Origin of the sequence: Nostoc sp., assembly GCF_036917195.1 — a bacterium.
Classification (GTDB): Bacteria; Cyanobacteriota; Cyanobacteriia; order Cyanobacteriales; family Nostocaceae; genus Nostoc.
Genome location: NZ_JBALDG010000092.1, coordinates 23281 through 42034 on the forward strand (window position 1 = coordinate 23281; position 18754 = coordinate 42034).

General features: G+C 40.4%; 18 protein-coding genes. 13 read left to right on the plus strand and 5 right to left on the minus strand.

The annotated features are described in order from the left end of the window. The first annotated feature begins 187 nt into the window (after positions 1-187). The 4 genes from V7K40_RS30925 (at position 188) to V7K40_RS30940 (ending at position 4375) form a co-directional block, all read left to right on the plus strand. A complete protein-coding gene (locus V7K40_RS30925) occupies positions 188-1300 on the plus strand; it encodes an alkene reductase (RefSeq protein ID WP_334966609.1) in 1113 nt (370 codons plus the stop codon). Between the two features lie 118 nt (positions 1301-1418). After that, positions 1419-1850 carry a nuclear transport factor 2 family protein gene (locus tag V7K40_RS30930; RefSeq protein ID WP_334966611.1) on the plus strand — a complete coding sequence of 144 codons (432 nt, stop codon included), beginning with the start codon at positions 1419-1421 and terminating at the stop codon, positions 1848-1850. A gap of 101 nt (positions 1851-1951) precedes the next feature. Further along, entirely contained in the window at positions 1952-2617 is a 666-nt protein-coding gene (locus V7K40_RS30935; RefSeq protein ID WP_334966613.1) for a nitroreductase family protein, read from the plus strand. 18 nt (positions 2618-2635) lie between these two features. Continuing rightward, the gene (locus V7K40_RS30940) at positions 2636-4375 is read left to right on the plus strand and encodes an MFS transporter (protein ID WP_334966615.1); all 1740 of its coding nucleotides are present in this window, start codon (positions 2636-2638) and stop codon (positions 4373-4375) included. 77 nt (positions 4376-4452) lie between these two features. Here the strand turns inward: V7K40_RS30940 and V7K40_RS30945 are convergent, their stop codons facing one another. Continuing rightward, positions 4453-6384 (minus strand): glycosyltransferase family 39 protein, encoded by a 1932-nt coding sequence (locus tag V7K40_RS30945; RefSeq protein WP_334966617.1) that lies wholly within the window; start codon positions 6382-6384, stop codon positions 4453-4455. Between the two features lie 464 nt (positions 6385-6848). Between V7K40_RS30945 and V7K40_RS30950 the strand changes: the two genes are divergently transcribed. The 5 genes from V7K40_RS30950 (at position 6849) to V7K40_RS30970 (ending at position 11050) form a co-directional block, all read left to right on the plus strand. Further along, positions 6849-8087: a glycosyltransferase gene (locus V7K40_RS30950; RefSeq protein WP_334966618.1), complete on the plus strand. Its 1239-nt coding sequence runs from the start codon at positions 6849-6851 to the stop codon at positions 8085-8087. Between the two features lie 76 nt (positions 8088-8163). Then, the gene (locus V7K40_RS30955; protein WP_334966620.1) at positions 8164-8853 is read left to right on the plus strand and encodes an SDR family NAD(P)-dependent oxidoreductase; all 690 of its coding nucleotides are present in this window, start codon (positions 8164-8166) and stop codon (positions 8851-8853) included. A gap of 34 nt (positions 8854-8887) precedes the next feature. Further along, the gene (locus V7K40_RS30960; RefSeq protein WP_334966622.1) at positions 8888-9670 is read left to right on the plus strand and encodes a class I SAM-dependent methyltransferase; all 783 of its coding nucleotides are present in this window, start codon (positions 8888-8890) and stop codon (positions 9668-9670) included. 66 nt (positions 9671-9736) lie between these two features. Then, a complete protein-coding gene (locus V7K40_RS30965; protein ID WP_334966624.1) occupies positions 9737-10435 on the plus strand; it encodes a glutathione binding-like protein in 699 nt (232 codons plus the stop codon). A gap of 69 nt (positions 10436-10504) precedes the next feature. Beyond that, a complete protein-coding gene (locus tag V7K40_RS30970; protein ID WP_334966626.1) occupies positions 10505-11050 on the plus strand; it encodes a GNAT family protein in 546 nt (181 codons plus the stop codon). Positions 11051-11095: 45 nt separating this feature from the next. Here the strand turns inward: V7K40_RS30970 and V7K40_RS30975 are convergent, their stop codons facing one another. Together V7K40_RS30975 and V7K40_RS30980 are read right to left on the minus strand one after the other, a co-directional pair. After that, complete coding sequence (locus V7K40_RS30975) at positions 11096-12448, minus strand: cytochrome P450 (protein WP_334966628.1); 1353 nt, start codon at positions 12446-12448, stop codon at positions 11096-11098. A 108-nt stretch (positions 12449-12556) separates the two neighbouring features. Further along, positions 12557-13453 carry an AraC family transcriptional regulator gene (locus V7K40_RS30980; protein ID WP_334966630.1) on the minus strand — a complete coding sequence of 299 codons (897 nt, stop codon included), beginning with the start codon at positions 13451-13453 and terminating at the stop codon, positions 12557-12559. Between the two features lie 155 nt (positions 13454-13608). Between V7K40_RS30980 and V7K40_RS30985 the strand changes: the two genes are divergently transcribed. Beyond that, positions 13609-14805 carry an MFS transporter gene (locus V7K40_RS30985; protein WP_334966632.1) on the plus strand — a complete coding sequence of 399 codons (1197 nt, stop codon included), beginning with the start codon at positions 13609-13611 and terminating at the stop codon, positions 14803-14805. A 29-nt stretch (positions 14806-14834) separates the two neighbouring features. Here V7K40_RS30985 and V7K40_RS30990 read toward each other — a convergent pair whose 3' ends face one another. Next, a complete protein-coding gene (locus V7K40_RS30990; protein ID WP_334966634.1) occupies positions 14835-15020 on the minus strand; it encodes a hypothetical protein in 186 nt (61 codons plus the stop codon). Positions 15021-15022: 2 nt separating this feature from the next. Between V7K40_RS30990 and V7K40_RS30995 the strand changes: the two genes are divergently transcribed. Both V7K40_RS30995 and V7K40_RS31000 read left to right on the plus strand, forming a co-directional pair. Next, positions 15023-15871 (plus strand): 1-acyl-sn-glycerol-3-phosphate acyltransferase, encoded by an 849-nt coding sequence (locus V7K40_RS30995; RefSeq protein ID WP_334966636.1) that lies wholly within the window; start codon positions 15023-15025, stop codon positions 15869-15871. 489 nt (positions 15872-16360) lie between these two features. Beyond that, entirely contained in the window at positions 16361-17752 is a 1392-nt protein-coding gene (locus V7K40_RS31000) for a hypothetical protein (RefSeq protein ID WP_334966638.1), read from the plus strand. A 412-nt stretch (positions 17753-18164) separates the two neighbouring features. Here the strand turns inward: V7K40_RS31000 and V7K40_RS31005 are convergent, their stop codons facing one another. Beyond that, positions 18165-18425 (minus strand): MoaD/ThiS family protein, encoded by a 261-nt coding sequence (locus V7K40_RS31005; RefSeq protein WP_334966640.1) that lies wholly within the window; start codon positions 18423-18425, stop codon positions 18165-18167. A 114-nt stretch (positions 18426-18539) separates the two neighbouring features. Between V7K40_RS31005 and V7K40_RS31010 the strand changes: the two genes are divergently transcribed. Continuing rightward, a complete protein-coding gene (locus V7K40_RS31010; RefSeq protein WP_334966715.1) occupies positions 18540-18707 on the plus strand; it encodes a hypothetical protein in 168 nt (55 codons plus the stop codon). Positions 18708-18754 lie beyond the last annotated feature (47 nt).

Genomic DNA, 18754 nt, shown 5'->3' on the forward strand with positions numbered 1-18754 from the left:
ACGGAAAATCGAACCACAGAGGACGCAGAGGACACGGAGGAATAAGAGTTTGAGAGGTTTTTTGCATAAGTCCTAAAAGACTCATTCACGGGTATCAAAGACTCGTTCACGAGTATCAAAGATTCATTCACGGGTATCAAAGACTCATCCCCAATGCCCAATCCTCACTAATTTGGAGATACAACCAATGACTACTGATATCAACTTATTCTCTTCTTACCAATTAGGGAATCTGGAACTACCTAACCGGATAGTAATGGCACCTTTAACCCGAAACAGGGCAGGTAAAGGAAACGTACCATACCAACTGAATGCTACTTACTACACCCAACGTGCTTCCGCCGGACTGATTATTGCTGAAGCAACACAGGTAACTCCTGAAGGACAGGGCTATCCCGCTACACCAGGAATTCATTCACCAGAACAGGTGGAGGGATGGAAGTTAGTAACCGATGCTGTGCATCAGCATGGAGGGAGAATTTTTCTGCAATTATGGCACGTAGGCAGGATTTCCCATCCTGACTTACAACCGAATGGAGCTTTACCTGTGGCACCTTCTGCCATTGCTGCTAAAGGTGAAGCCTTAACTTATGAGGGGCCAAAACCCTTTGTTACTCCCCGTGCTTTAGAAACTTCGGAAATACCGCAGATAGTAGAACAGTACCGTCAAGGAGCAGCAAATGCTCTAGCGGCTGGGTTTGATGGCGTGGAAATTCACGCAGCTAATGGTTATCTAATAGATCAGTTTCTCCGCGATCGCACCAATCAACGTACAGATAAATATGGGGGTTCGATTGAGAATCGTGCCCGATTCCTGTTAGAGGTGACAGAGGCAATAACTAGTGTGTGGGATTCTAACCGAGTCGGGGTACGTTTATCTCCTAGTGGGGCTTATAACGATATGCATGACTCGAATCCCCTGGAGACATTCGGTTATGCGGCTCAAGCGTTAAACCAGTTTAATTTGGCATATCTGCATATTTTTGAGGCAATAGAGGCAGATATTAGACATGGCGCGATAATTGTACCCACCAGTCATATCCGCGATCGCTTTACAGGTACACTTATCGTCAATGGTGGTTATACCCGTGAAAAAGGCGATGCTGTACTGGCAAACAAAGCAGCAGATTTAGTTGCCTTTGGCACATTATTTATATCAAATCCAGATTTACCTCGACGCTTCGCTTTAAATGCACCACTAAATCAAGCAGATCAAGCAAGCTTTTATGGTGGCGATGAACACGGATATACAGACTATCCATTTTGGTCAGCTGCTAACGAGCAGGCGGTCAATGCCTAATTCTTCTCATCTGAATAATTAAAACCCACTTTCCGCACTCTAAAGTATCAAATCAAACTGAGGAGTTTTAGATTTTTCCAAGATACAACAAAATGGTTGTGTAAATTGGTTGTCAACTATGAAAGATACTTTAGAAGAAACGGAAATCAAAGAACGCGTTAACGATTGGCTAGCTGCGTTTAGTGCAGGCAATAAACCATTTGATTTTTCTGTCCTAGACAATCTCTACTGGCAAGATGAACAATTCCTCGCTTTCGATACCCTCTCACCGCAGACCACTCGAATTCAAGGATGGCAATCGTATGAGGAGATATGGAAGCCCTTCATGGCAGCACTAGCACAGTGGCAAGTTAAATCAGCTGGGGATATTCAGATATTTACAGGTGATAACATTACCGTCTCGGCTCTGATTTTTGAGAGTACAGCAACCACCATAGCGAATGAGGCGGTTAAAATTACGGCTCATGCGACGCTTGTATGGGAAAAGCGACAGGGACAATGGCGCATTATCCACGAGCACATCTCTAACCCGGTTAACATTACCAATTAGAGAGGAACACATTACATTGCCCTGCTCTTCTAACACTCTTAATCACTCTCAGCAGAGTAAAATCTCAAACCCTCTCATAACTCAACTATCAGGAGAATTTCATGATTTCCATTACTCAAACCCAAGCTTTAGATGTACCCAGTGCGATCGCTAAACGTCGTGCCATCAAAACTTTTAAAACAGACCCCATCGCCCCAGAACTGCTCAAGCAACTGGTAGAGTTAACCGTGGCTGCACCCAGCAGCTATAATCTCCAGGACTGGCAAATTATTCTTGTGCAAGATGAAGCACAAAAGGCAGCACTGTCAGTAGCATCTTTTAATCAACAGCAAATTGTTCAAGCACCTGTAACCTTTGTCTTCGCCGCCGATCCTAACGCAGGCGAACAAAACTTGGCCCCAATTATAGAGCGGGGACTCGAAACTGGGGCATGGAATGAAGGTACGGTAAACTACTTTAAAACCGCCGTCCCCCAATTTCAAGCTGGGCTAGGCAACAAGCGACGCGAATATGCCATCAAAGATGCCATGATTGCCGCTACCCATTTGGTGTTAGCAGCAGAAAGTCTGGGATTATCCACTTGTTTTATGAACGGTTGGACTGAGGATCAGGTAAAGGAAGTGATTGGGGCTGGGGATAATCCAGATTTAGCGATCGCTGTTTTAGTTCCTGTTGGCTATGCAGCCGAACCACGCTTAAATCCAGGTCGTTTGCCATTCTCCTTCAATGTTTCTGTAGGCAGAATTGGTAATCCTTATGCAGGGTAGCTTTCCCTAAATTGGGCATTGGCATTGGGCATTGGGGATGAGTCTTTAATACTCGTGAATGAGTCTTTTATACTCGCCGATGAGTCTTTGAACTCCGTGAACGAGTCTTTGATACTCGCTGACGAGTCTTTGATACTCGCTGACGAGTCTTTGATACTCGTGAATGAGTCTTTGATACTCGTGAATGAGTCTTTGATACTCGCGGACGAGTCTTTGAACTCCGTGAACGAGTCTTTGATACTCGCGGACGAGTCTTTAATACTCGCGGACGAGTCTTTGATACTCGCGGACGAGTCTTTGATACTCGCGGACAAGTCTTTGATACTCGTAAATGAGTCTTTAATACTCGCTGACGAGTCTTTGATACTCGCAGACGAGTCTTTGAACTCCACCCCCTGCCCCCTGCCCCCTGCTCCCCCTGCTCCCCCTGCCCCCTGCTCCCCACTCCCATTTCCCACCATGTCCTTAGCCTCCTTCCTAGCGCGTCGTTCCTTTCACTATGGCTGGCTCGTCGCGGGTTTAACATTCCTAGCCTTGTTGGTTGCAGCCGGAATTCGCTCTGCTCCGGGAGTCTTTATAGTGCCTCTCGAACAGGAGTTCGGCTGGAGTAGAGCTACTATATCTTTGGCAATCTCCATTAACTTAGTACTCTACGGATTAATTGGCCCTTTTGCTGCGACAGTCATGGAGCGGATCGGCATTCGCCGGATGATGGTGTTCTCACTTGCTATCATTGCTCTCGGTGTCGGTTTAACCACTTTGATGTCAGCATCTTGGCAGCTAGTCTTGCTGTGGGGTGTAGTTGTCGGTTCTGGTAGCGGAGTTATCGCCCTGGTTTTGGGTGCTATTGTCGTCAATCGCTGGTTTTTTGAAAAGCGGGGTCTGGTTCTCGGCATCCTAACCGCCAGTACAGCTACCGGGCAACTGGTATTTCTGCCCATGCTGGCCTCAGTAAGCGATCGCTTTGGGTGGCGAATAGCCGCTCTTGTTCTCACTGGTGCAGCACTTCTAATTATTCCAGCGATCGCAGCCTTTATGCGCGATCGTCCGGCAGATGTCGGTTTGCGGACCTTTGGCGACAACAGCGAAACGGTGGAAGTCTCACAGCCTAGAGTGAACTCCATCACCTCCACCCTCAATGCCCTGTGGCGGGGAATGCGTAATCGAGACTTCTGGCTGTTATTTGGTAGCTTTTTTATCTGCGGTGCTAGCACAAATGGGTTAATTGGTACTCATCTAATTCCCGCTTGTATTGACCACGGTATCCCTGAAGTCAAAGCTGCTGGTCTTTTGGCAATCATGGGACTATTCGATTTTTTTGGAACTACTATGTCCGGTTGGCTATCTGACCGCTGGAACAATCGCTACTTATTGTGCTGGTACTACGGACTGCGGGGTTTGTCTTTGATTTTCTTACCCTTCAGTTTCGACTTTTCCTTCTATGGACTTTCCATTTTCGCTGTCTTCTATGGACTTGATTGGATTGCCACCATACCACCTACAGTACGTCTTGTTGCTAACGTCTTCGGTAAAGAAAATGTCGGCGTGATATTCGGCTGGATTGTCGCAGGACATCAGCTCGGTGCAGCCACAGCAGCATTCGGAGCCGGGGTATTGAGAACCTGGACGGGTAGTTATTTACAAGCGTTTATTTTATCAGGCGTTCTCTGTCTGATTGCCGCAGTTTGTGTATTGCAAATTGGTCAAAGTCCGACTAAGGGCAATTCACAGTTATCTTCAGTCACGCTCAATTCTTAATCTATAGCGCTTATCCTCTCCAAAAAAGGAGAGAGGTCAAAGTATATTGCATACAAATGAGCGATCGCACTAAAATTCTACTTTTTGAGAAACACAGCCAGACCAGTAGAGTTCCATGCTCTCACAAAAGTTTTATCTTTATAATTTATCTCTTGCTGTTGCACCTGTTTACTTTTTTTGGTTTCCATATGGATAACACCACAAGGTTCAAAGTCTTTATAGGGTGCCTGTTTTTCTTTGACTACTGAGATATTCGTGACATTAATATGTTCTATATGAAAATCTTTCCCCTTTGTTTGCTGCATTAACACCCAAAACGGATATTCCCAAGGATCGTTTGCTAAAACCAGACCGATTTTAGAGCAGCTTTTTGTGTTTAAAAACTCAACTGCTTCAGTGTAAGGATCTTTAAAATATGGTCGATTGCTAAAGTACTGCTCAATTCTGCTAACTGTAAAAATGTTATTAGAATCAATAATTGGTCTGTACCTATTATAAAAAATCCACGGAGATGATGAAAATATCAAAATCAAGGCCAGAAAAATTGCCATTCTCCGTTGCAGAATCTTAGATAATATTAAACCAATAAATGGAGATGTTAGTACGAATAGCGGTAAATGGAGCCGACTATTCCAAGGTTGCCATTTGAGCAAATAACAAAAAATTAAAAACGTTGCAATAGTAGCGAAAATATAAATTCTTAAATAACTTTGTTTTCGGAAATCTTTCCTTATTAAAAAAACACTAATGCATAATAAGAGCAATAAAAAATGTACTAAATTACCAGCACTGTTTTCATTCCCAGTTAATCCCAGGGTAGACCAACCTCCTGGGACAAAAAAGTTACCAGCGAATGTTGTCCTTTTATCATTAGCATCTAGACCAAGAAATATATGTATTATTTCAATGATCTTATGTGCTTTTCCATTCCAGAAGCCTATTGGAGTTCCTATATGTAAAGCTGCATTCCTTAATATATTAGAAAGCATTACATTAATGCCAAGCACTTCATTTTTATATGCACTTGGTTCGCCAAGAGGAGAACCAAATAAATTATAATTGCGTAAATAATGACTAATATTCAAAGATAAAGCCACAAAACCGACTATTAAACCTGGCTTCCATACTTTGAACTTAAAATATTTTATATGTGAAAAAACTACCCAAAGCAAGAAGGGAAATACATAAAAATAAGCTGTAGCCTTAGTCAAAATAGCTAGTCCTAGACTACTACCAAGGTAAAAATAATCAGTCAAATTCGTTGTTTTACCTTTTTGCACAATTAATAGCACATAGTATGCAAGACAAACTATCCAAAAGGCAACGACATAATCGTTTTGAGTGCTCGAAGCTTGCAAAATTCCCATAGGAATTGTTGCAGTTGTGACAGTAGCCAAAAGTTGACCCAGTAAATCAGCTCCTAATTGCTGGGCAATTAATGAGACTCCTACCATACACCCAATCATACTGAACCATTGCACAAGATTAGCAAAATAATCACTACCACTTAAAATTTGAAAATGCATAATTGCAAATTCTGACCAAGGATTTTGATATAACTGTGGTGTATAACTTGTTGGATAATGCTCAACAGTATGATTTTGTATCCAATGAACAATACGGCTCATATGGTAGTCCATAGAGTCCCAGTTGTTTGTTGGTGCTATGAGCGCAATTAAACCAACTATTCCTACTACAAAAAACGCACCCACTAATAAATAAATTAGAAAATTTGGAAAAGGATAATTTGAAAGATAGTATTTTAAATTAAATTTATTTTTAGAAAAACTAAAATAAGTAGCAACTAATCCAATGTCTAGAAATAACCAAAACCCTGACAAAAATCCATAATTTATCAGATGAAATAAGCTGAGTAATTCAGTTATTAGAGTTATTGTTACCCCCAAAATAATAGAAGATGACAATAATGAGCTACGGAGAGATTTTCGGTGAGAGCTAAATATTAAAAATAAAAATACATAAAATATTGTCGGTAAAAAAATTAACATTAATTATCTCCCAGTTGTTTAAAGTATAAACTGAATAATCACTTGTTACTAAAAATCAAAAATTTTAGCTTCTCTGGTAAATATTAAATTATTTTCTAAGCTTTTTGCTGTTATGTAAGCATAAATAAGTAGGTCGGCACGATAAAACTCATGTGTATTCAACTTTTTCAAATCTATAAAATTACTTATTTTTAAGCTTTTTGGTAATTTCAACGTCACATTAGTTGATTTTTATAACGCCGATTTACTTAGTTATTTATAATTATATCATACTAATTTACCTAAAGTTATTAGAATATTTACGTAATTTTAATCGTAAAAAAACATTTATTTAAGTAATTTTGTTGATGATATTAGCCTTGTAAAAATAGCAAGATTATATTGTCTCACTAAAGAATTCGATACTAATAGAATATTCTCCATAAATTTGTCCAGATCCTCTTTGTTTAATTAAGGCTTAACTAATGAACAATAATCAATCTAATTCATTTTTAGCAGTTCCTTCTGGAACTTTAAAAATCTTAAATCTACCACCTAGTGCTACTGATAAAAATACTCATTACCCCTGGTTGTCTTTAATAATTCCGACTTATAATGAAGCGGCAAATATTGAGAAAATTATCAACTTGCTTAGTCAGATGTTAGATGAATATATACCTGATAAATATGAGTTAATTGTAGTAGACGATAATAGCCCAGATGGTACTTGGAAAATAGCGCAGTCATTAATGGTGCAATATCCTCAACTGCGTGTGATGCGTCGCCAAAATGAACGAGGATTATCTTCTGCGGTAATTCGTGGTTGGCAAATAGCAAAGGGAAGTATTTTGGGGGTTATTGACGCAGATTTGCAGCATCCACCCCATATACTGTTGCAATTGTTACATTCTATAGAAGAAAATTCAGATTTAGCTATTGCTAGTCGCCACGTCGAAGGAGGTGGAGTAAGTAGTTGGAGTTTTGCCAGACGTTTTTTATCTCGTGGTGCTCAACTATTAGGATTAATTATCTTACCAAAAGTATTGGGTAGAGTTTCTGATCCGATGAGTGGTTATTTTATGGTGCGCCGAGAGTGTATTGCAGGTGCAACAATGAATCCAGTTGGATATAAGATTCTTTTAGAAGTGATTGGTAGGGGTAAAGTAGGTAAGATTTCTGAAGTTGGTTATGTGTTTTCTGAACGCAAAGAAGGTGAAAGTAAAGTTACATGGAAGCAGTATGTAGAATATATTCACCATTTATTACGATTGCGTCTTTCTACAGGAAATTTAGAACGTTTCACTCAAAAGTTCCCCATAGGTCGTTTTATACGTTTTGGTTTAGTGGGACTGAGTGGGGTTTTTGTAGATATGGCGCTTCTTTATTTATTAAGTGACCCTTCTACACTTGCTTTACCTTTGACACGTAGTAAGATTATTGCTGGGGAAATAGCTATTTTTAATAATTTCTTCTGGAATGATGCTTGGACTTTTGCTGATGTAATGATACAGCAAAAACAAGGGGGTCAACGCCTAAAGCGGTTTTTAAAATTCAATATTATTTGCCTTGCCGGATTGGGATTAAACGTGTTGATATTAAATATTGTGTTTAATTTAATCATTCATAACCGATATACTGCTAACTTAATTGCGATCGCAGTTGCGACTATGTGGAATTTTTGGGTAAATCTAAAGCTGAGTTGGCGAGTAACACAGGTGAAGTAAGTAGATTTGGGATGCTCCCTGAGCGATCGCTATATAAACGTCTTAATCGTTTATTCTAACAAGGAGAATTAAATTTATGGCAACAACAGCTTTAATTGTCGGTGCAGGTAGTGGACTGAGCGCTTCTTTAGCCCGCCTATTTGCCAAAGAAGGATTCACCGTTGCTTTAGCGGCTCGTCAAATTGAAAAACTCACTCAATTGAGTAGTGAAATTGGCACAGTTAGTTTCGCTGCTGATGTCTCAAAGCCAAATGAAGTAGAACAGTTATTTATTGATGTTGAAAATAAAGTCGGTTCCCCGAATATTGTCGTTTACAATCCCAGTTTTCGGGTGCGGGGGCCTCTTGTTGATTTAGACCCTGGTGAGGTGGCAAAAACCTTAGATGTAACTGCCTATGGTGGCTTTCTTGTGGCCCAAGCTGCTACCAAAAGGTTTTTGCAGCTTGGTGGTGGTGCTATATTTTTTACTGGAGCCTCAGCCAGTATCAAGGGTTATCCTCTGTCTGCTCCCTTTGCAATGGGTAAATTTGCACTGCGCGGTTTGGCTCAGAGTATTGCTAGAGAATTAGCACCGAAAAATATCCATGTGGCGCATTTCGTGATTGATGGTGGAATCCGCTCAACAGACCGCCCAGATCCAGCAGATAATCCTGATAGTACCCTTGACCCGGATGCGATCGCTCAAACTTATCTCAGTATTCTCCGCCAACCCCGCAGTGCTTGGACATGGGAAATAGAACTACGTCCGTGGGTAGAGAACTTCTAGCCTAGACAATTGTTAAAAAGATAGTTTTGCAGGTATGAGAATTGATTTTGGTGCAACTGCTACTGATTATGCAAAACACCGCGCTGGCTTTCCCAGTTCATTATTTAACAAACTGTCTGAATATGGTATAGGTTTACCAGGGCAGAACATTGTTGACCTTGGCACAGGAACAGGAACACTAGCGCGGGGCTTTGCGGATAGAGGTGCTTATGTGATTGGCATAGACCGATCAGCATCACTTTTAGAACAAGCGAGCCAGTTAAGCGAATCTGCCCAACTCCAAGTAGATTATCGAGTCGCAACTGCGGAAAATACCGAGTTACCAGACTCAAGTGCGGATGTGGTAACAGCTGGACAGTGTTGGCATTGGTTTGACCGTTTGCGTGTCGTCCAGGAAATTATTCGCATATTGAGAAGAAATGGCTTGATTGCGATCGCTCATTTTGATTGGATACCCTTAAAAGGTAATGTAGTTGAAGCAACAGAACAACTGATTAAGGCTCATAATCCCGCGTGGAATCTGGACGGCGGTAATGGATTGTATCCCCTGTGGTTACAAGACATTGGCGAAGGAGGATTCCGAGAAATCCGCACATTTTCTTATGATGTATTTGTACCTTATACACAGGAAGATTGGCGGGGGCGAATTCGGGCTAGTGCTGGTGTGGGAGCCAGCTTGACACCAGAAAAGGTAGAAGTATTTGACCAAGAATTGGCAACATTACTTGAAGCAAAATATCCCACACCAATTCTTCAGGTTCACCACAGAGTTTGGGCAGCGATCGCAAAATCACCGCAATATACAACATTTCATTAATTCGTAGCGAATTCTCTGCGCCCTTTTGCGTTTAAATTTCAACCCTCAATATAAGGAAAATTAACCATGATTGATCTTTATTATTGGCCAACTCCAAACGGTCATAAAATCACAATTTTTTTGGAAGAAGTCGGCTTACCATATACCATAAATCCTGTGAATATTGGGGCTGGGGAGCAATTTAAGCCGGAATTTCTGAAGATTTCTCCTAACAATCGGATGCCTGCGATCATTGACCACGAACCAGCCGATGGAGGTGCGCCAATTTCAGTATTTGAGTCTGGTGCAATCTTGCTATATTTAGCAGAAAAAACTGGGAAATTAATCCCCCAAGATTTACGCCAACGCACTAAAGTTTTAGAATGGTTATTCTGGCAAATGGCAGGGCTGGGGCCAATGGCGGGACAAAATCATCACTTTAGCGCCTATGCTCCCGAAAAGATTGAATATGCCATTAACCGCTACGTGAATGAGACGGGACGCTTATATGCAGTGCTGAATAAGCAATTAGCAGATAAAGAATTTGTGGCTGGCGATTATTCTATCGCCGATATTGCTGCTTATCCCTGGATTGTGCCCTATGAACGCCAAAACCAAAACCTAGAGGATTTTCCTCACCTCAAGCGCTGGTTTGAGACAATTAAAGCCCGTCCGGCAACAATTCGCGCCTATGAGAAAGCTGAGGCATTGCAAACTCAAGCGCTTGATCCAGATAAATCACGAGATATGTTATTTAACCAGTCGGCGAAGACTATTCAGCCTTGAGCCTTTTGAATTATCTTGTGAGTGTGGCGTGTACTAAGTCAGCTCTAACCCTAGATCATCGGTTGCTATATGAGCAAAGATTTCTCACTATCTTCCTTTCCTCAATTAGAAACAGAAAGGCTCCTTCTGCGTGAAACAACGTTGCAGGATGCTGAGGCGATCTTTGCTGTCTTTTGTGATCCAGGCGTGACTCAGTTTCATGATCTTGATAGCTTCACTTCTATTAAAGAAGCGATCGCAGTCATTGAACGTAGAGCCAAGCGGCTTGAGCGAGGAGATGGAATTCGCTGGGGAATTGCTCGTAAGCAAGACAACGTTTTGATTGGTTCTTGTGGGTTCCACGTAAACCCACAAGAACACTCTGCTGAAGTCGGTTATGAGCTTGCTAGTACCTTTTGGAAACAAGGTATCATGACTGAGGCGGTGGGTAGTATCTTGCAATTTGGGTTTGAGAAAATGGATTTGCGTTTTATTGTTGGCCAAGTCATGGTGGACAACATAGCTTCTAAAAAGTTGCTAGAAAAGTTAGGTTTTCACAGTCAAGGTGTACTGAAACAGTATGGCTTCTTCAAAGGGCAGTTTCACGATCTGGAGCAATTTGTGCTTCAAAAATAAAAAACTGAGTGAGTAACTTAGCAATGGATACAGCTGATGTTGAGTCTAGTTTTTCAGATTGGGTTTGCTGACTTGCGCCTGTAATTTTCTTTCTACTTTAAACGGTGTTTGATGATAGTTGTTAGGTTCATATTCTGGTGTTACTTTCCAATCATATCGTTGCAGCAAGGTTGTCAAAAAAATCTTCATTTCCATCTTGGCAAACTCCATTCCAATACATATATGTTCACCACCACCAAAACCAATTAAAGCAAAGGAGTCTTTTTTATCTTCTTCACGGGGAGGGGCAAAGCGTTCTGGATCAAAACTTTCTGGGTTAGTATAAATCTCGCTCATGCGATGCGTTAATCCTTGAGCAACAATTACCACCCAACCAGGAGGAATGCGGTAACCTGCGTATTCAATTTCCTTGACAACTCCCCGAAACAGTACTACACCTGCGGGGTTGTAAAGTCGTTCTATTTCTTTTAAAAAATAAGTAATTTGATTAAGTTGCTTGAGGTGTCCCAAGTTCAAAGGTTCATCTCCTACAACTTCTGCCAGTTCTTGGCGGAGTATCTCACGCCATTGCGGACGCGCTGCCAATTCAACCATTGCCCACGTTAAGGATGTAGCAGTAGTGAAATGCGCTGCATTTAATAAGTGTATCAGTTCGTCTATGATCTGCGATTGAGCTAAAGCATTTCCCTCTTCATCTACTGCTGCCAAAAACAATCCTAATACCTCACAAGACTCCTGCAAGTTGCCTTGAAGTTTGCGCTTACTGATAATCTTTTGTAAGAAAGCTTTAAGTTGACGACGGGCATTTTGGGAACGACCATATTTTGTGAACGGTATATCTAACCGCAATAGTGCCAATGCTCCCTGCGTCAAAGTGTTATACAACTGTTCGACTTGCTCAACTTCGCTTTGTAGTTGAACACCTAATAATAGCCGAATCCCAATTCGCAATGCTAACTGATTAAATTCATTTTTGATGGAAATTGGACTGCCTTCTATCCAGTTTTCTAGGTACTTGTTAACTTCAGTTTGCATGATGTCAAAATAGTTTGCAATAGCTTTTCCATGAAATGCTGGAGCCATTAAGCGACGAGTGCGGCGATGTTCTTCGCCATCCTGAAGCATCATTGGTTGCCCGAAAATATGCTCCATAGCCAGTTTCCATCCTAAGTAGGAAGATAGATGATCGGCTTTTTCTTGCAAAATTAGTCGATTTGCTTCTGTCCCTACCAAAACTGCATATTTCTTTCCTAAAATGCTGGTTTTAAAAATGGGCCCGTAGCGTTGGTAGTTCTTCGTCAGCCCCCATCCTTGGGTAGCAAATAATCGGAGAGTTTCACCTAAAATGGGTAGCCCAAAGCTACCGGGCATTTCCTCGGCTGGTTTTAGTTGTGTCATTTTTTGGATTATGGACTGAAAGTGTGGTGATAACTATTGAGTCTAGCTTTAACAAGATCATGCTGTCTCACGCAATCTTCCGAAAACTAGCGTTATCTTCCGAAAAATTCAATATAGCTTCTTAAATGCTTGAGGAGTGATGCCGATATATTTGCGAAAAACCTTGGCGAAATGACTTTGACTTTGAAATCCTACTAATTGGGAGATTTGTATAACTGATAATTCTCGCTTTGCAAGTAAATACTTTGCTCTTTCAACTCGGCATTTAGTGACATATTGGTGAGGTGCTATTCCCATTGATTGCTTAAACAAGCTAGCAAAATAATGCGGACTTATCTGTGCGATCGCAGCAATTTCTGCAAGGGACAAGTTTTGGTCTAAGTTATCGTTGATATAGGCAATCGCTTCTTTTAATTGATGTTTTGGTAATCCACCTGTGTATTCTCGAATCAGGAATTTTTGCGTTGAGTAACGTTTCAATAAATGCACCGCTAACAGATTTGCCGCTGACTCTATATACAGATAACTATCAAATCCACTAGTTTCTATTTCTTGCTTGAGTGTCAGTCCAATTTGTTGAATCAGTGGATCGTGGGTTTGCAGTTGTTGGACAATTTCAACTGCATCAGGATTTACTGACTCGTAGGCAACACGAGTAATCATCGCTGGTTCAAGACCGACGTGAATAAACCCTAATTCCTGTTCAAATTGTACTGCTGGAGAAATTTGGTGAGCAGGAAAGATACCCACATCAGTTGTTGTATAGAATTTACTTTGCCAGCGTCCGTTAATTTTTAATTTTGCCTCAAACTCTCTAGTGTAAATGGTAATAATGTGCTGAAAAGGCGATGTCTCAGGGAGTTGATAGTTCGACTGGCGATGATAGGCAAAATAAAAACCATTCCAACCGGCGGCTGGGCTGACGATAATTAAAGGTTTGGGAAGGAATTGTTTTAGCTTGTCTGGTTGGGCGGCATTAATTCTAAAAGGCTGCTCTATTTGCATGACGACTCGCACGCTTTTTTTCTAAATATAAATTACTGAAGAACGGAAAGTAAAAGAGTTACTGTTCAGTAACTCTCTTACTTCCTCAGCCCTTGCCCTTCTGCAAAAAGTCTATTCTAGAAGTGCGAAAACTCAAATTACAGGAGAACATAGCAGTGGGCAGGTTAGCAAAGGATACAGCAGGGAAGACACCTGTCTCATTAGGATTGTTAGGCGCTGCTGCCTTCATGGTGGTTGCTGATGCAAGGGTAATTGACCCTCTGCTGCACATTATTGCCGACGAGTTCAAAGTTGGTGTTGGCAGCGCTGCGATAATTATCTCGGCATACACAATTCCCTACGGGTTATTTCAGTTAGTTTATGGCCCACTAGGCGATCGCATCGGCAAACTTAAGGTAATTACGGTAGCATTGGCAGCATTTGCTGTGGGTACTGCTGTTTGTGCCTTTGTGTCAAATATCGTCTTACTTACCTTGCTGCGGTTTCTCACAGGGATGGCTGCTGCTGGGGTGATTCCCGTTACCCTAGCTTATATTGGTGACAACTTTCCTTATGAAAAACGCCAAGCTGCGATCGGCAAGTATCTAAGTGCCCTGATGCTAGGTCAAATTCTCGGTGGTAGTTTGGGCGGCATCTTTGGGGAATATATCAGCTGGCGTGACATCTTTCTCATATTTGGCATCGTCTCCCTTGCCATTGCTGGACTTTTATGGCGTGAGACGCGCCACCTGGGCGATGTTCAACGTCCCCAAGGTCGGATAGGTAAAATAACATTTCGACCTTATTACCAACTATTGACCCAACCGATCGCCCGGACTGTAATTATAGGGGTGTTTGTGGAAGGCTTTTGCGTCTTTGGGGCATTTGCTTACATCGGCGCATTTTTGCGCGATCGCTATAGTCTAAGTTATCTAACGATCGGGTTTATGCTCAGTGGTTTTGGATTGGGTGGACTGATTTACAGTCGCTCAGTTAAATGGTTAGTCAAGCGACTGGGTGAAATTGGTTTAATAGGGGTGGGAGGAGGCTTAATGTGTATCAGCTTCTTAGCGATCGCATTGTTCCATAACTGGATGCTTTTTATCCCCTTGAATATTTTAATGGGATTGGGCTTTTATATGATGCACAGCACCCTCCAGACTCAAGCCACTGAGCTAACACCTGAAGCACGAGGCACAGCCGTTTCGCTGTTCGCCTTCAACCTGTTTGTCGGCCAGGGCATCGGCGCGGCAGTATTTGGTAGGATTGTGGATAACTTCGATTACATTTATTGTTTTCTTGTGGTTGGTGTAGCGATCGCTCTGCTCTCTGTTTGGTTAGTCAAGCAGAAGCAAAACAGCGATGAAAGCTAAGTACAGCATTTGATTAATTCGTAGCGAATTCAAGAAAGGTAATACCCTGCAATGCTAATGCGTTGGCTGACAATGCTAATGCGTCGGCTGACAATGCTAATGCGTCGGCTGACAATGCCAATGCATCGGCTTACAATGCTAATGCGTCGGCTGACAATGCCAATGTCATCTCCTGCATTAATTGTTTGACCTTTACCAATCCTGTTAGAATGCATCGATGTCAAAAAAGCAACATCTCTTAAACAAAAAACCTGGTTGGTCTTTGGATGAGCGAGATCCAAAGTTCATAGAATTTTTGATGCCCCTAATAGGCTTTTTCTATCACTACTATTTCCGAGTTCAAACTAGTGGCTGGGATAATATTCAACCCCAAGAAAAAGTCCTATTTGTCGGTTCCCATAATGGGGGACTGGCGGCACCCGATATGACGATGGTGATGTATGACTGGTTTCGACGATTTGGTGTTGAGCAACCCGTTTATGGTTTGATGCATCCCAAAGTTTGGCAGGTTAGCCCACCACTAGCGCAACTGGTCGTCAAAGCTGGAGCAATCATCGCTCATCCAAAAATGGCTTACGCTGCCTTGCACTCTGGAGCTAGTGTGCTAGTTTATCCAGGGGGAGGCGAAGATCTCTTCCGACCGCATTATTTACGTGACAAAATCCACTTTGCGGGGCGGCAAGGATTTATCAAGTTAGCGTTGCGGGAAAATGTGCCGATTGTGCCTGTGATTTCCTGGGGTGCTCACGATACGCTGATTGTGCTAGCTGACTACTACAAAATTGTACAGCAACTCCATGAATGGGGAATGCCTTGGCTGTTTGGGATTGATCCGGAAGTTTTTCCGATCTATCTTGGACTGCCTTGGGGATTAGCAATTGGCCCGTTGCCTAACATTCCATTACCTGTGACCATCTACACGCGGGTTTGTCCGCCAATTGTATTTGAACGCTACGGCCCTAAAGCAGCTAGCGATCGCCATTATGTCAATGAATGTTATGAATTAGTTGTTAGTCAGATGCAGCAAGAGTTAGATAACTTAGTGAAGCTAACTGCTAACTCCTAAAGGTATTGAGTAGAATTGGCACGGACAACTTCTAACTAACTTGATTTCAGATGAGTAAGGACAGCACGAGAATTATCCGGCCAATGGTGATCAGCGCAAAAATTATTTACTGCGTTTTTCAATTAATTGAACTACACCACTCCCCATCCTAAAAGTGATCCATAAACAATACCTTCGCCAAAAATAGAAGCTGAAGTAATTGAAAATTTTCAGTTTTACTGTGTAACTTTATAGTACTATTGAATTAAACACATTCAATTTTATAAAATCCAATGAAAAATAAACGTTAATTCTGATATAGCAATCCTAAATCATTTGTGAGAAAGTAAAAGACTGAAAAGTCTATAAATACATAATTTTCATCTCCATATTTTCTCACGATTCAATTCGGATTGCTATAATATAAGTGAAAAATTTCTTAATTCATTTAATTTTTATATAATTATGCTAAATGTGAATGATTATAATTCCACGAGAAAAAACCAAATATTGTTAGGCCTTGCCATAATTTTGTCGTTAATATTATGTGGAGAATTAGCAATTAGAGCTTATTCTTTTGATATTGAAGCTTTAACTAATTACACAGGTAAATATTTACCTGATTTTTCTAGCCGTTTTGATAAAGTAAGAACAGGTATAGAATACCTTGGTTTAAATGTTATATATATTGTTTGGTTAATCATAAATAGAAATAAAAACAAAAAAAGAGATATAACTTTTAGAAAAATACTTAGAAATAGTTCATTTTTTTTATTTATCGCCTTCATAAGTTATCCAATAACTACTGATATTAATTTATATGTGCATTATGGTTTGATGGACTTAAATGGAATTAACCCTTTTATTAATGCTGCAAGCACATTTACCTCAAAGTTGTCTTCATTTCTTGTCTGGAAACAGACTTCAACTTATGGGCCTGTATCTCAATTATTTTTTATTATTTCCGCTGCTTTCGTTGCAATTACTCCTAGTTTGGGAATTTATGTATTTAAATTAATATGTCTTTTATTCCATATATTAAATACTTACTTAATCTGGGGGCAATTAAAAAACTCTCCTCAGAAAATCAATGTAACAATTGCATATTTAGTTAGCCCAGTTTTGCTGTTTGAGCAGGTTACAAATGCACATATTGATGTCTTAATTTCTACAATTTTAATTACTTTAATAATCTGCCTAAAAAACCATAATTATATAGCTGCCACTATTACAGTTTGGATTGGTTTTTTAATTAAAACATTACCAATTATTTGGTTGCCTTTAATTTTTGTTTATTTGATTAAGCAACAACGGTGGAAAAGTTTATTCAGTGCTATTTGTATCTCTGTAGTTATAGTTTTTGCAGTTGATATTATAGCTTTACATACAGTCGAGGCTTGGAAAAGCCTTTTAAATCCTGGGGTTGAAAACAAAGTAAATGGTTCCTTATATGCTTTGCTTACGCAAGTACTACATTTTAAATTTATAAATTTTTCTCTAAGTTTTAAACAGACTATATTCTCGATATTTAAACCTATAATATTTTTTCCATTTCTAGTTGCTTATTTTGTTGTTATGCTAAAACCATATTTGAAAAAAAATTATTCTGAAACTAATCTTAGTATAAATATTGGATGGATTACCTTAATATTATTTCTGTTTGCTGCTCCTTGGTATTGCTCTTGGTATTCGTCTGTGCTGCTGGCAGTCGTAGCTTTAAACATACATTCAAAAAGATTTGTGATTACTAGTATAGTATTTAGTACTACAAGTACTGTTGCTTACTATCTAATACAAGGTTTCCCACCTTTCAATGTTGTAACGGTTATACCAACTTTAGCATTAATTATATTTTGGTTTAGGCGTGATATCCAAGCTCAAAAAAGAATGGTGGCAAACTGAATCAAAAAATCATTTAATTGCAAATTAATATAATATTGAACAAATGAATCATTTACATGAGATGCTGGTTGATTAATTATTGACTATATCGCCTATGGTGCTGGTACTGAGGTTAATATGGAAGCATCCCACTTTGGCAAAAATATATTAACCAAAGTTGTGGGTTATCTTGGGTTATTAAGCAAAATTGCATTTATTCAAGTTTAGGTAGGAGGAAAAATTGCAGCCAAACAAAGGGTGCGATCGCCATCGCAAGCCTTGTTCAAGTATGAACTAGCTAGCCATCACAAACGAACAAGAGTTTCAGAGAGTTCTTCCGTAAGTCCCAAGCAAGTGAGGAGTTTTGAGTGATGAGTTAGAAGTTTTGAATCTTTAACTCATCACTCATAACTCCTAACTCATAACTGTTTTGCTAGCCACCACTGACTGGTGGAATCAGCACGACTTCATCCCCATCTTGTAGTAGGGTATCTGGTTCGACAAATATTAAATTAATCCCAAAGCGGGTGATGTCACGCCATTGGGAGAGTTCGGGGTGTTCAGATATGAGGCGATCGCATACTGCTTTGACTGGCATACTATTGGGAAATTCTAGTACAAGTTCCGAAACCCTAAAGGCTTCTTGATAAGCAGCAAACAATTTGACGGTAACGGTGATTGCAGATTTAGACATACAATATGCTTTGGCAGTACTAGCAAGTAGTTTAATACTTGACAAGCACCCTAAACTATTGAGCTTTATTATACATTACTAAGTAGATGATTTTACAAGTTCATAGCGAAAAATGTGGATATAGGCACAGCACAAGAACTTGCATTACAGGAACTACTGATGGAACGCTCAAAAATAATTGCCATTTTTACAGGTGCAATTTCGGTTATTTTAGCGATCGCCTACCTCATCCTAGTTCAAATGCTAGACTCCCACGACATGAAACCCGCCTCCATCAGTTGAATACAGGGCATTGCAATGCCCTGTATTCAACCCAAGTTTGAAAATGG

Coding starts and splice junctions, on each gene's coding strand:
- V7K40_RS31005 (WP_334966640.1), bottom strand. CDS start 18,425: ATGTCTAAATCTGCAATCACCGTTACCGTCAAATTGTTTGCTGCTTAT.
- V7K40_RS30990 (WP_334966634.1), bottom strand. CDS start 15,020: ATGCATTCTAACAGGATTGGTAAAGGTCAAACAATTAATGCAGGAGAT.
- V7K40_RS30965 (WP_334966624.1), top strand. CDS start 9,737: ATGATTGATCTTTATTATTGGCCAACTCCAAACGGTCATAAAATCACA.
- V7K40_RS30935 (WP_334966613.1), top strand. CDS start 1,952: ATGATTTCCATTACTCAAACCCAAGCTTTAGATGTACCCAGTGCGATC.
- V7K40_RS30925 (WP_334966609.1), top strand. CDS start 188: ATGACTACTGATATCAACTTATTCTCTTCTTACCAATTAGGGAATCTG.
- V7K40_RS30955 (WP_334966620.1), top strand. CDS start 8,164: ATGGCAACAACAGCTTTAATTGTCGGTGCAGGTAGTGGACTGAGCGCT.
- V7K40_RS30975 (WP_334966628.1), bottom strand. CDS start 12,448: ATGACACAACTAAAACCAGCCGAGGAAATGCCCGGTAGCTTTGGGCTA.
- V7K40_RS30970 (WP_334966626.1), top strand. CDS start 10,505: ATGAGCAAAGATTTCTCACTATCTTCCTTTCCTCAATTAGAAACAGAA.
- V7K40_RS30980 (WP_334966630.1), bottom strand. CDS start 13,453: ATGCAAATAGAGCAGCCTTTTAGAATTAATGCCGCCCAACCAGACAAG.
- V7K40_RS30945 (WP_334966617.1), bottom strand. CDS start 6,384: ATGTTAATTTTTTTACCGACAATATTTTATGTATTTTTATTTTTAATA.
- V7K40_RS30960 (WP_334966622.1), top strand. CDS start 8,888: ATGAGAATTGATTTTGGTGCAACTGCTACTGATTATGCAAAACACCGC.
- V7K40_RS30930 (WP_334966611.1), top strand. CDS start 1,419: ATGAAAGATACTTTAGAAGAAACGGAAATCAAAGAACGCGTTAACGAT.
- V7K40_RS30995 (WP_334966636.1), top strand. CDS start 15,023: ATGTCAAAAAAGCAACATCTCTTAAACAAAAAACCTGGTTGGTCTTTG.
- V7K40_RS30950 (WP_334966618.1), top strand. CDS start 6,849: ATGAACAATAATCAATCTAATTCATTTTTAGCAGTTCCTTCTGGAACT.